11 protein-coding genes are annotated in these 12,216 nt (G+C 68.1%); 6 read left to right on the top strand and 5 right to left on the bottom strand.

The window, feature by feature from the left end; all coding sequences use genetic code 11:
• Positions 1-16 precede the first annotated feature (16 nt).
• Together A0J57_RS22700 and gltX are read left to right on the top strand one after the other, a co-directional pair.
• Positions 17-1,678, top strand: a complete 1,662-nt coding sequence (locus A0J57_RS22700; RefSeq protein WP_061939877.1) for an NAD+ synthase — start codon at positions 17-19, stop codon at positions 1,676-1,678.
• Positions 1,679-1,683: 5 nt separating this feature from the next.
• Complete coding sequence (gltX, locus tag A0J57_RS22695) at positions 1,684-3,012, top strand: glutamate--tRNA ligase (RefSeq protein WP_061939876.1); 1,329 nt, start codon at positions 1,684-1,686, stop codon at positions 3,010-3,012.
• Positions 3,013-3,179: 167 nt separating this feature from the next.
• Here gltX and A0J57_RS22690 read toward each other — a convergent pair whose 3' ends face one another.
• The 4 genes from A0J57_RS22690 to hemC form a co-directional block, all read right to left on the bottom strand.
• Positions 3,180-3,929: a triacylglycerol lipase gene (locus A0J57_RS22690; RefSeq protein WP_025548243.1), complete on the bottom strand. Its 750-nt coding sequence runs from the start codon at positions 3,927-3,929 to the stop codon at positions 3,180-3,182.
• A gap of 123 nt (positions 3,930-4,052) precedes the next feature.
• The gene (locus A0J57_RS22685) at positions 4,053-4,937 is read right to left on the bottom strand and encodes a hypothetical protein (protein ID WP_025548244.1); all 885 of its coding nucleotides are present in this window, start codon (positions 4,935-4,937) and stop codon (positions 4,053-4,055) included.
• Positions 4,938-4,947: 10 nt separating this feature from the next.
• Positions 4,948-5,616 (bottom strand): uroporphyrinogen-III synthase, encoded by a 669-nt coding sequence (locus A0J57_RS22680; protein WP_061939875.1) that lies wholly within the window; start codon positions 5,614-5,616, stop codon positions 4,948-4,950.
• Positions 5,613-6,551 (bottom strand): hydroxymethylbilane synthase, encoded by a 939-nt coding sequence (gene hemC, locus A0J57_RS22675; protein WP_061939874.1) that lies wholly within the window; start codon positions 6,549-6,551, stop codon positions 5,613-5,615. The genes A0J57_RS22680 and hemC overlap by 4 nt, the downstream gene beginning before the upstream one ends.
• 45 nt (positions 6,552-6,596) lie before the next feature.
• Between hemC and tsaD the strand changes: the two genes are divergently transcribed.
• From tsaD to A0J57_RS22660, 3 genes are all read left to right on the top strand, one after another.
• A complete protein-coding gene (tsaD, locus tag A0J57_RS22670) occupies positions 6,597-7,631 on the top strand; it encodes a tRNA (adenosine(37)-N6)-threonylcarbamoyltransferase complex transferase subunit TsaD (RefSeq protein ID WP_061939901.1) in 1,035 nt (344 codons plus the stop codon).
• Entirely contained in the window at positions 7,628-8,614 is a 987-nt protein-coding gene (locus A0J57_RS22665; protein ID WP_044661191.1) for an NAD(P)H-dependent glycerol-3-phosphate dehydrogenase, read from the top strand. Before tsaD ends, A0J57_RS22665 begins: the two co-directional genes overlap by 4 nt.
• Before the next feature lie 87 nt (positions 8,615-8,701).
• Entirely contained in the window at positions 8,702-10,198 is a 1,497-nt protein-coding gene (locus A0J57_RS22660) for a lipopolysaccharide biosynthesis protein (protein WP_061939899.1), read from the top strand.
• A 38-nt stretch (positions 10,199-10,236) separates the two neighbouring features.
• On the opposite strand, the gene A0J57_RS22655 is transcribed toward A0J57_RS22660, so the two are convergent.
• The gene (locus tag A0J57_RS22655; protein ID WP_044661192.1) at positions 10,237-11,238 is read right to left on the bottom strand and encodes an adenosine kinase; all 1,002 of its coding nucleotides are present in this window, start codon (positions 11,236-11,238) and stop codon (positions 10,237-10,239) included.
• A gap of 110 nt (positions 11,239-11,348) precedes the next feature.
• Here A0J57_RS22655 and A0J57_RS22650 point away from each other — a divergent pair, with 110 nt between their 5' ends.
• On the top strand, positions 11,349-12,029 hold the full coding sequence (locus A0J57_RS22650; RefSeq protein WP_061939873.1) for an EI24 domain-containing protein: 681 nt from the start codon (positions 11,349-11,351) through the stop codon (positions 12,027-12,029).
• Positions 12,030-12,216 lie beyond the last annotated feature (187 nt).

Here is a 12,216-nt window from a genome sequence, read left to right as displayed (position 1 = left end):
TCTAGGGGCGCGGACCATGACCGACAAACTCGTGATAGCCCTGGCCCAGATGACGCAGTCGGTGGGCGACTTGTCCGCCAATGCCGACGCGATGCTGGAATGGCGTGCGCGGGCGATGGAAGCGGACCTCATCGTCTATCCCGAACTGCAACTGATCGGCTATCCGCCCGAGGATCTGGTGCTGAAGCCCGCGCTGGTGGACCGGGCCAATCATGAGCTGGACCGGCTGGCGCAGGCGACCGCCGACGGCGGCCCCGCCATGCTGGTGGGCACGGTCGTGGCGTCGCAAGGCGTCCTGTTCAACGTCGTCGCCCTGCTGGAGAATGGCGCGGTCACCGCCATCCGGCAGAAGCGGGAACTGCCCAATTACGGCACCTTCGACGAAAAGCGCCTGTTCGCCCCCGGTCCGCTGCCCGCGCCCATCGACTTCCGGGGCGTTCGCATCGGCGTCCCCATCTGCGAGGACATCTGGTTTCCCTTCGTCACCGCCCATTTGCGGGCGGAAGGCGCGGAAATCCTGATCAGCCCCAACGGCTCCCCGTTCGAGGTCGACAAGGACGACCGCCGCATCAACGCCGTCGCGGGGACCCGGGTTCGTGAAACCGCCCTGCCGCTCGTCTATCTGAACCGCGTTGGCGGGCAGGACGAACTGGTGTTCGACGGCGCCTCCTTCGTCATGAACGGCGACCTCAGCCTGGCGCACCAGCTTCCCGACTGGGAAGAGGCGCTGGTCCTGACGCAATGGGAAAAATGGGAAGGCCAATGGGTCTGCCTTCCCGGCGAGCGTCACGCGCTCGATGATCGCCCCGCCGACATCTACAACGCCATGGTCTTGGGCCTGCGCGACTATGTGAACGGGAACCGCTTTCCCGGAGTCGTGCTTGGCCTGTCGGGCGGCATCGACTCGGCCCTTTCCGCTGCCGTCGCGGTGGACGCGCTGGGCGCCGACCGGGTGTGGTGCGTGATGATGCCATCGCGCTTCACCAGCCGGGAAAGCCTGGACGATGCCATCGAATGCGCCCGCCTGCTGGGCGTCCGCTACGACAGCATCCCCATCGAACCCGCGGTGGAGGCTTTCGATGCGATGCTGGCCGACGTCTTCGCCGGCCGCCAGCGCGACCTGACGGAGGAGAATATCCAGTCCCGCATCCGGGGCGTGACGCTGATGGGCCTGTCCAACAAATTCGGTCATATGCTGCTCACCACCGGCAACAAGAGCGAGATGTCGGTCGGCTATGCCACCATCTATGGCGACATGGCGGGCGGCTATTCGGTGCTGAAGGACGCCTATAAGACGACGGTGTTCGACCTTTGCCGCTGGCGCAACGAGAATGTCCCGTCGCTGGGCGAGGGGTTCGGCCCACATGGCCCCGTCATGCCCGAGCGCGTCATCACCAAGCCGCCCAGCGCCGAACTGCGCGACAACCAGAAGGACGAGGACAGCCTGCCCCCCTATGAGGTGCTGGACCCCATCCTCTACGGTTTGGTGGAGGAGGAACTGTCGGTCGAGCAACTGGTCGCCCGCGGATTCGAACGCGACACGGTCGCCCGTATCGAACGGCTGCTCTATGTCGCGGAATATAAGCGCCGGCAGTCGCCCCCGGGCGTGAAGCTTGGCATTCGCAATTTCGGCCGCGACCGCCGCTACCCGATCACCAACGCCTTCCGCACGCTGTAAACCGCATGACAGTCATCACCCGCTTCGCTCCGTCGCCCACCGGCAACCTCCATGTCGGCAATATCCGCGCCGCGCTGCACAACTGGCTGTTCGCGCGCAAATATGGCGGCCAGTTCCTGCTGCGCCTCGACGACACCGATCTCGAACGCTCGCGCCCCGAATATGCCGACGGCATCAAGGCGGACCTGAACTGGCTCGGCCTGCATTGGCACGGGGAGGAGAAGCAGTCCGACCGCTTCGCCCTCTATGAGGAAAAGTTCGAAGCGCTCAAGGCGTCGGGCCATGTCTATCCGGCCTATGAAACCGCGCAGGAACTGGACCTGCGCCGCAAGGTGCTGCTGGGTCGTGGCCTGCCGCCGGTCTATGACCGGGCGGCGCTGGCCCTGAGCGCGGACCAGATTGCGGCCTATGAAGCCGAAGGGCGTCGGCCGCACTGGCGCTTCAGACTGGATCATGACCTGCCCATCGGCTGGACCGACCTGATCCGCGGCGACCAGCGCTTCGACCCGAAACTATTGTCCGATCCCGTGATCCGCCGCGCCGATGGAAGCTGGCTCTATATGCTGCCGTCGGTGATCGACGACATCGCCATGGGCGTCACCCATGTTCTGCGCGGGGAAGACCATGTGTCCAACACCGCGACGCAGATCCAGATGTTCGCGGCGCTGGGCGCGACACTGCCCGCCTTTGCCCATGAAGCGCTGCTGACCGGGAGCGAGGGCAAGCTTTCCAAGCGTCTGGGATCGCTTGGCGTCGCGCATTTTCGCGAGAGCGGCCTCGAGCCGATGGCCATCGCCTCCCTGCTGGCGCGGCTGGGCAGTTCCATGCCGGTGGAACCCTTTACGGACCTGCAACCGCTGATCGACAGCTTCGACTTCGCCCATTTCGGCCGTGCGCCAGCGCGCTTCGATGAAGGGGAACTGGCGAGCCTCAACCAGAAGATCGTCCACCTGCTGCCCTATGCGGCTGTTGCCGATCGTTTGCCCCAGGGCATGGACGAAGCGGCCTGGGACGCCATCCGCCCGAATCTGGAAACCGTGGCGGGGGCGGCTGACTGGTGGCGGATCGTCACCGGCCCGATCGACGCGCCACTCCCGACGGACGAAGATCGCGACTTCCTGGCCCTGGCGCATGCCCGGCTGGCGGAGGCGAGCTTCGATGCCGCCATCTGGCGAACCCTGACCGAAGCGCTGAAGACGGAAACCGGCCGCAAGGGCAAGGCGCTGTTCCTGCCGCTACGCCGGGCACTGACCGGACTGGACCATGGACCGGACATGGGCCAGCTCCTGCCGCTGATCGGGCGGGAAGAAGCCTTGGCGCGTCTGTCGGTCTGATCAGGAGATTTGGCGAGGAGCGGACCAGAAAACCGTTCGGGCCGAGCTTGTCGAAGCCCTTTATGCCTGTTTTTGCGCCACAGTCCCAAGGAAGCGGTGAAGACCGGTGGGAGAAAGCAGGCCTGTCCGCTCTCGACCCGGGCCACTATCCCGGCGCTCCGAAAGCCCTACCGCTGCATAAGCTCCAGCGCCCGGCCAACGGCCAAAATTCCTTCCGGCGCGGCCGCGAAGCCCATATGGGTGCAGTCGACCTCGATTGCCCGATCCCGCTCGCCGACGCGCCCCTTGGCGCATTGGGGCAGTATCACGCCATCCCGACGCGACCAGAGCGCCACGGTCGGCACCGGCGGTTTTTCCTCACGCCGGCAGGTGAAGGGCGGCCGGTCGACCGGAAATCCGGAAACGAGCTGGTAGAGCCGCCACGCATGATTGGCGCGGGGATCGCCGGAAAAAGGCGTACCCATCGTCACGACGCCGCCGACCTTATGCATGGCGAATTTGGCATATTCCCGCGCGAACAGCCCGCCCAGGCTCCAGCCCACCAGAGTGACGGGCGCTCCGGTCTCACGCCTTATGGCATCCACCCGGCGGTCGATCTGTTCCAGACTGTCCGGCTTGGGTCCGAAATTGCGGCCCATGCCCCAGCCATGCGCCTCATAACCCGCCGCGTTCAGCACGGCGCGTAAAGGCTCCATCCGCTGCTCGCTGGCGAGCAGGCCCGGGATCAGCAGGACCTGCCGTCCGTCGCCATGGATGGCCCGCGCCAGTTGGGCGGCCTGCGCCCGTGTCCGCGCCAGATCGAAAGGCACCGATGCATTGCCCAACAGATGCTGGAGCGACGGCCGCTCGGCCGCGCGAGGTCCGCTGGCCAGGCGGCTCTTCCAGAAACTGGCAATGGCGTCGGCATAGGGCGGCACGAAAATGTCTTTCCTTCTTCCAACAGGAAAAATGACATTCTCATGACACAGGCTCCCGAGTCCATGGAGATTTGTCCACGGGCATGAACGGTTCGCCGTTTGTGACAGCGGCTTATGGAAGGATCAGGGCGCCAATGGAGAGGTCTGCGCCACCGGCGCGCCGTCGGCCGCTCGCAATTGGCGCGGCTCCAATATCGCGGCCGTTTCGATCAGGTCCAGCGCCCGCCGCGCTTCCATGTAGCGCCGCGCATATTGCATCCAGCGGTCTGCCGCCGCGCGTCCCGGCATCTGCTCCACCTCGGCGAGAGCCGCGCCGACCTGCGATCCGTCCAGATAGCGCAGCGCCCGGTCCAGCGCTGCCTGCGGCCGGGGAGAGGGGGTGGACGCCCGGTGAATGGTGATGATCTCCCGCGCCTCATGTTCCAGCGCTTCCCACCAGCTCGCGTCGGCGGGCGGGACGGTGACCCGGTCGGCCAGGGCCGTCAGCCCGGCGCGCAGGTCGGCCAGCGTCACCGGTTCCCGCGCGGCGTTGATGATGGTCGCCACCGCGCGCGGCTGCGCCTGTCCGAAACGAAGGCGCAACTGGCCTTCGATATAGCCGAGCGGCGTCCCGCTATCGAGCGCCCGCCGCGCCGCGAAGGCGACCAGCAGGCCTTCCGCGCGTGCCGCATTGCCCGACGCCGCCTGCGCCTCCACCGTGATGCGGTTGAGCCGTTCCTCCAGCTGCACGACGCGCGCGTCCAGCATCTGCCCGGCATCGGCGGACAGCGGCCGCATCGGCACGCCCGGCGCGGCGGCATTCAGCAACGGATCGCTCAGCACCGACGGCCGTTGCGGTGCATTCCACCGCTGGATGCGCGGCAGGGCGAGGACGGTCAGCACGACCCCGACCGCAAAGGCGAGCAAGACCAGCAGCACCAGCAGCCAGGATCCGCGTCGCGCCGGGGGCGGCGCCGCTACGCCGCCGGACGGGCCATCCGTGTCGCTCATCAAGGGCTTTTCTTCCATATGAGGCGAATCATTCGCATAATCGGACGGCAAGGGCCAGCATCCTCTCATCATCGGGCTTATCGGGCGCCTGAGCGCTGGCCCATCCGGTGCCGCAGGCGACCAGCGCCGCAGGGCTGATGGCGATCAGGTGGAGTGATCTGCGCAGCCCCGGACCCACATGGCGCGCCAGCAATTCGCCGGCACGCGGGGAGTGGACCAGAAGGACGCTGCCGGCCTCCAGCCGCTCCACCCATCCCTCATCGCCGGTCCGCAGCATTTCATAGACAACGACCCGCTCGATCCGCAGCGCGCCCGCGTCGATCGGCGCCACCGTCCGCCCCGCCAGATGCAGCACATCGCCATGCCCATCCGCCGCGATCCGCCGCGCAATGGCGGTGCCGTCGCCATCCCCGGCGACGACATCTGCGAATCCGGCTTCCTCCAGCGCCTTCGCCGTTGCCTGTCCGACCGCATAGACGGGCAACTTCCGATAGCGCGCCAGCCCTTCCCCCGCCAGCCGGGCCGCATTGGCACTGGTCAGCAACAGGGCGTCGAATCTTTCCGGGGCAGGGGCCTCCCATTGCAGCGCCCGGGGCGCGAACAGCGGAAAGACCCGCGCTTTCAGCCCCAGTTCCGCCGCCCGCGCCGCGGTCTTGCCCGCCCCCGGTTCAGGCCGCAGGATGACGAGGGGCCTCACGCCTCGAACAAAGCCCGCAGCGTCGGGCTGGCCCTATCCAGCAAAGCGCGTCCCATCCTTTCCGCGGCGGCGGCATCGCCCCGCCCGATCCGCAGCGCATCGCTGACCGTCTCCTGCCCGTCGGGGCTGATGATCTCGGCCCGCAGATGGACCCGCCCATGCTCCAGCCGGGCCAGCGCCGCAATGGGCGAATGGCAGGTGCCGCCGAGCCCGGCCAGCACCGCGCGCTCCGCCATCACGCAATCGAAGGTGTCGGCGTCGCTGATCGACGCCAGCAGATCGAGCACCGCTTCATTGTCGCTCAGCGTCTCGATGCCCACGGCGCCCTGGGACGGCGCGGGCAGCATGACCTCGACGGGGATGGTGACGCCCACATCGCCCTGGCCCAGCCGGTCGAGCCCGGCCGCCGCCAGCAGGGTCGCATGCGCCTCCCCCCTTTCCAGCTTGGCGAGCCGCGTCGCGACATTGCCGCGGAACAGGATGACCTCCGCGTCGGGCCGAAGCCGCTTGACCTGCGCCGCCCGGCGCGGCGAGCTGGTGCCCACCACCGGCCTTTCGGGGAGCGCCGCGAAACTGTCCGCACCCACAAGGCGGTCGCGCACATCGGCGCGGGGCAGCATGGCGGCGATGCGGATTTCGGCGGGCCGGATCGTCTCCACATCCTTCATCGAATGGACGGTGAAATCGATCTCGCCACTGGCCAGCGCGCGGTCCAGCTCCTTGGTCCAAAGCGCCTTGCCGCCGATTTCCGCGAGCGCCCGGTCCTGAATGCGGTCGCCGCTGGTCTGCACCACGACGATCTCGACCGCGCCCTCGTCCCAGCTGTGGCGCGCCCGCAGCGCCGCCACCGTCATATGGGCCTGCGCCAGCGCGAGCGGGGAGCCACGCGTGCCAAGGCGAAGGGGCGTGTGGGGCGGACGGGAAGGCTTTTGCATGATCCCGCTTGCTCTAATGATCGCGGGCATTAGATGGAAGCGGCAATGACGATCATCCTTGGCCTGGAATCAAGCTGCGACGAAACCGCGGCGGCGCTGGTGACGGCGGAGGGCAAGATCCTGGCCCACCGCCTCGCCACGCAGGAGGAGGCGCATCGCCCCTATGGCGGCGTCGTCCCGGAAATCGCCGCCCGCGCCCATGTCGAGGCGCTTTCGCCCTTGATAGAGGCGGCGCTGAAGGACGCCGACCTTACGCTTGGCGATGTGGACGTGATCGCCGCCACCGCCGGCCCCGGCCTGATCGGCGGCGTGATGGTCGGCCTCGTCACCGGCAAGGCGCTCGCCCATGCCGCGAACAAGCCCCTGATCGCGGTCAACCACCTGGAAGGCCATGCCCTTTCGCCGCGCCTGGCCGATCCGACGCTGCAATTCCCCTATCTGCTGCTGCTGGTGTCGGGCGGCCATTGCCAGTTGCTGCATGTGCGGGGGCCGGGCGACTATGCCCGCCTGGCCACCACCATCGATGACGCCAGCGGCGAGGCCTTCGACAAGACCGCCAAGCTGCTCGGACTGGGCTATCCCGGTGGACCGGCGGTGGAGAAGGCCGCCGCCGATGGCAATTCGAGGGCCGTTCCCCTGCCACGCCCGCTGGTCGGCACCGCCGAGCCGCATTTCTCCTTCGCCGGCCTCAAGAGCGCGGTCATGCGCGCGGCCCAGTCCGGCCGATATTCGACCGAGGACATCGCCGCCAGCTTCCAGCAGGCCGTCATCGACTGCCTGATCGACCGCACCGAGCGGCAGTTGGCGGGCCTTCAGGACATCACCGCCCTCGTCGTCGCGGGGGGCGTCGCCGCCAACCAGTCGATCCGCGCCGCGTTGGAAGCGCTCGCCGCAAAGCATGATCTGCCCTTTGTCGCGCCGCCGCTCTGGCTCTGCACGGACAATGCGGCGATGATCGCGTGGGCCGGGGCGGAACGCTATGCGGCGGGCTTTATCGACGACCTCACGGTCCCGGCGCGCCCGCGCTGGCCGCTGGACCCCGGCGCGGAAAAGGCGCGCGGCGCAGGAGTGAAAGCATGAAGGCTCCCTCCCTGAAGGCAGGCGTCATCGGAGCAGGCGCCTGGGGCACCGCGCTGGCCCAGACGCTGGCGGCGGACGGCCGGCATGTCCGCCTCTGGGCGCTGGAACCCGAAGTCGTGGCGGCGGTCAACGGCGACCGCCAGAACCCGCTCTACCTGCCCCATATCCCGCTCAGCGCCTCGATCGAGGCGACCGGCGACATGGCCGCCATGGCCGACCGCGATCTGCTGCTGATCGTCAGCCCTGCCCAGCATCTGCGCACCGTCGTGGCGCAGGCGCCGGCGGGCACGCCGCTCGTCCTCTGTTCCAAGGGGATCGAGGCGGGCACCAGCCTGCTGATGTCCGAGGTGGCGATGGAAGCGCAGCCGACCTCGCCCATCGCCGTCCTTTCGGGGCCGACCTTCGCGCATGAGGTCGCCAGGGGCCTGCCCACTGCGATCACCCTCGCCTGCGCCGACGCCGCTCTTGCCGCGAAGATCGCGGGCCGCATCGCGCGCCCTGCCTTCCGCCCCTATCTGTCCGACGATGTCGTCGGCGCGGAGATTGGCGGGGCGGTGAAGAACGTCCTCGCCATCGCCTGCGGCGTCGCGGAGGGCGCGGGCTTGGGCCTCAATGCCCGTGCCTCGCTGATCAGCCGGGGCTTTGCCGAAATGACCCGCTTCGGTCTAGCCAGGGGCGCCCGCGCCGAAACGCTGGCTGGCCTTTCCGGACTGGGCGATCTCGTCCTTACCTGTTCCTCGACCAACAGCCGCAACTTCTCGCTCGGCAAGGGGCTGGGGGAGGGGCGGGCTGCCAGCGACCTGCTGGCCAACCGCCGGACCGTCGCGGAAGGGGCCTTTACCGCGCCCGTGCTGCGCGAAGCCGCCCGCGCCGCCCATGTCGAAATGCCCGTGGTCGAGGCGGTCTGCGCCCTGCTGGAAGATGCCGCGCCGCTCGCCCAGGTGATGGATGCGCTGCTCGCCCGTCCGCTGCGCGCCGAATAAATTCATCGCCCTATCATCATTTGTTGCTACAGTCCGGCTCCACAAAATGACGCGACAGCATTGATGTCACAGGGGGATCATAATTCTTTGGCGGCTGAAGGGGCCTCTCCCGCGCAGCAGGACGATATTGCGGCGCTCGCCAAGGGTGGACGGACCAATGTGTTCGGTTTCCTGCTCCGCCTCGCGGCGCGCCTGCCGTTCCTGTTCATCGCCGGCCGCTGGTATGGCGCCGACGCGCTGGGCCGCTTCGCCTATGCGGTGCTGGTGGTGGAGTTCGTCGCCCAGCTCGCGACGCTCGGCCTGAAACGCGGCCTTGCGGGCGCGCTCGCCCAGACCGAGCGGCCGCACAGCCATGTCGTGACCGACGCCATGGTGGTGACGCTGACCGCCTCCCTGATCGGCAGCGCGCTCCTGGTCGCCTTCCCCCAGGCCATGTTCCCGAACAGCGGCATCAACGGCCTCGACCGCCTGCTCGCCCTGATCGTGATCGCGGTCGCCGGGTCCGACGTGGCGCTGGCCGCCTGCGCCTACCGCTTCGACATCGGCGCCACGGTGCGGGCCCGGTCCATCATCGAACCCTGGGCGATCAGCATCGGCGCCTTCGGCTTCGCTTATTATTCGACCCGCGACGGCCTGATCCTCTCCTATGTGGTCTCGATGATCGCCGCGCTGGTCGCCTCGATCATTCCGATGACCCGCCATTACGGCATTCCCTATGGCTGGCGTCCGGATTTCGGACGGCTGTGGCGGCTGGCGCGCCGCAATCTGCCGCTGGCGGCGGCGGACGGCGTGGAATGGGGGTCGCGCCGGCTGGACATGGCGATCCTCGGCCTGTTCGTCAGCCCCGCCGTGGTCGGCATCTATTATGTGGCGCAGCAGGTCGCCTCCCTGCCCCAGAAACTGAAGACCAGCTTCGACCCGATCCTGGGCCCGGTCATCACCCGCAATCTTTCGGAGGGCAATCTCACCGCCATAGCGCGGCAGGTGAGCCAGGTCGGCTTCTGGATCATCGCGGCGCAGGCGGGCATCGCGCTTGCGCTCGGCATTCCGGGCGAAGCGGTGATGGGGCTGGTCGGCCCCCATTTCGTCGGCGGAACGGGTGCGCTCGCCTTCCTGCTGCTGGCCGAAGTCGTGGCGGCGACCGCCGTGGTCAGCGAATCGGCGCTGGTGTATATCGCGCGGCACCGCAATCTGATGATCTCGCTGCTGATGATCGGGCTTCAGGCGGCGCTCAGCTTCGCTCTGATCTTCGTGGCGCGGCGCCTGGGCCTGCACGACATGGCCATCGCCGCCGCGCCGGCGCTGGCGCTCAGCATAGCGCTGGGCGTCAGTGCGCTGGTCAAGGCGCGCCTGCTGTCGAACCTGCTGGGCGCCAGGGTCAACGCCTGGCGCTGGCCGTTGCTCAGCGCTTCCGGCGTCGCCTGCATCGTTGGCGCGGCTTTCGTCGCATTGCCACCTCATTTCGAGTGGGTGGAGCTTGTCTTCGGCGTCTTCACCATCCTCGGCGTCTACGGCTTCGTCATCTGGCGCTGGGGGTTCGGCCCCGACGATCGCGCGTTGTTCCGAAAGCAGAAGCCGGTCTGACGCAAAGGAAAGGCCGGACTTTCGCCCGGCTTCTCATCTTACCCCAGCGTCTTCGCCCGGATCGCCTTCAGGTCGTCCTCCGGCCGCGCGCCCCAGTGGGAGATTACTTCGGCCGCCGCCGCCGCCCCCAGCTTCAGGCACTTCTCGACCTCCAGTCCCTCCAGATGGCCCGCCAGGAAACCCGCCGCGAACAGGTCGCCCGCACCGGTCGTGTCGATCACTTCGGCCACCGGCGCCGCATGCGCTTCGTACCGCACGCCGTCGACCATGGCGATCGCGCCCTTTTCGCTGCGGGTCGAGACCAGCACCGGCACTTTCGCGGCGATGGCGGCCACGGCGGCGTCGAAATCATGCACCCCGGCCAGCGACTGGATTTCGCCTTCATTGGAGAAGAGGATGTCGATCAGCCCCTGGTCGATCAGGTCGATGAAGTCGGCGCGATGGCGGTCGATCACGAAATTGTCCGACAGGGTGAAGGCGACCTTCCGCCCCGCGCCCCGCGCCGCGTCGATGGCGGCGCGCATCGCCGCGCGCGGCTGCTCCGGATCCCAGAGATAGCCTTCGAGATAGAGGATGGACGCGGAGCGGATAAGGTCCAGGTCCAGCGCCGTCTCGGGCAGGAACTGCGACGCCCCCAGGAAGGTGTTCATCGTCCGCTGCGCATCGGGCGTCACCAGGATCAGGCAGCGGGCCGTCGGCACGTCGCCCTGCATCGCCGGCGTATCGTAGCGTATGCCGAGCGCGCGCACGTCATGGGCGAAGACGGCGCCCAACTGGTCGTCATTGACCTGCCCGATGAAGCCGCATTTCTTGCCCAGCGCGGCCAGCCCCGCCAGCGTGTTCGCCGCCGATCCGCCGCTGATCTCCTTGCCCGCGCCCATGTCGGCATAAAGGCTTTCCGCCGTTTCCGCGTCGATCAGCTGCATGCCGCCCTTGGTCAGCGCATGTTCGGCCAGGAAAGCGTCGTCGCTCCGGGCGAGCACGTCGACAATGGCATTGCCGATGGCGACAACATCAAGCGTGGGGGCAGCAGCGGTCACGCAAAATCCTTCGTGAATAAGGGGAAAAATCCCGCCGTCTCTACCGATCCGGGGCGCGCTGCGCAACGGCGCTGATTGACGCTGCGCGCCAGGGCGGGAATAGCGGTGTCATGGTCCTTGCCGCCGTCCTTCGCGCATTCCCTTCCATCTTCCACGGTGCCGCCCTCCGGCTGCTGTTCAGAACGCTGCTCCTGACCCTGCTCGCCTTCGCGGTCCTCGCCGCCGCCTTGTGGACCGGCATCCACGCCGCCCGCCTGCATTATGGCTGGCTGCCGGGCGCGGGCTGGGGCGGGCTGGCGGAGGCGACCGCGACCGCCATCGGCGTGATCGCCGCGGGCTGGCTGCTGTTCCGCGCCACCGCCATGGCGATCATGAGCCTGTTTGCCGACGACATCGTCATTGCCGTGGAACGGGACAGCTACCCCGCGGCGGCAGCCCGCGCCCGGCCGGTCGGCTGGGGCCGCAGCCTTCGTTTCGCGCTGCGCTCCATCCTGCGGACCGTCGGCTGGAACCTGCTTGCCCTGCCGGCCTATCTGCTGCTGCTGGTGACGGGCATCGGCACGCTGGGCCTGTTCCTGATCCTGAACGCCGCCCTGCTGGGCCGGGACATGGCCGACATGGTCGAGCCCCGCCATCCCGACCTGCCGCCGATCCCGCGCGGCAGCCGGTGGCTCATGGGCCTCGCTTCGGCGCTGATCTTCCTCGTGCCGCTGCTCAACCTGCTTGCACCGATCTGGAGCGCGGCTATGGCGGTCCACATGCTGCACGGTGCCCGAAGGAACATGCCATGACCCGTCCTCATCCGGCGCTCGTCCTGGCTTCGCTCTTGACCCTCGCGGCTTGCGGAGGCGTCGTGCCGCCGCAAGCCGCGAGGGTCAAGAGCGAAGCCAGGACGAGCGCCGGATGAGGACGGGTCATGGCATGTTCCTTCGGGCACCGTGCAGCATGTGGACCGCCATAGCCGCTGTCTCTTATACA

It is taken from the genome of Sphingobium sp. 22B (genome assembly GCF_001580035.1).
Classification (GTDB): domain Bacteria; phylum Pseudomonadota; class Alphaproteobacteria; order Sphingomonadales; family Sphingomonadaceae; genus Sphingobium; species Sphingobium fuliginis.
This window is presented reverse-complemented; position numbering and strand designations above follow the sequence as displayed.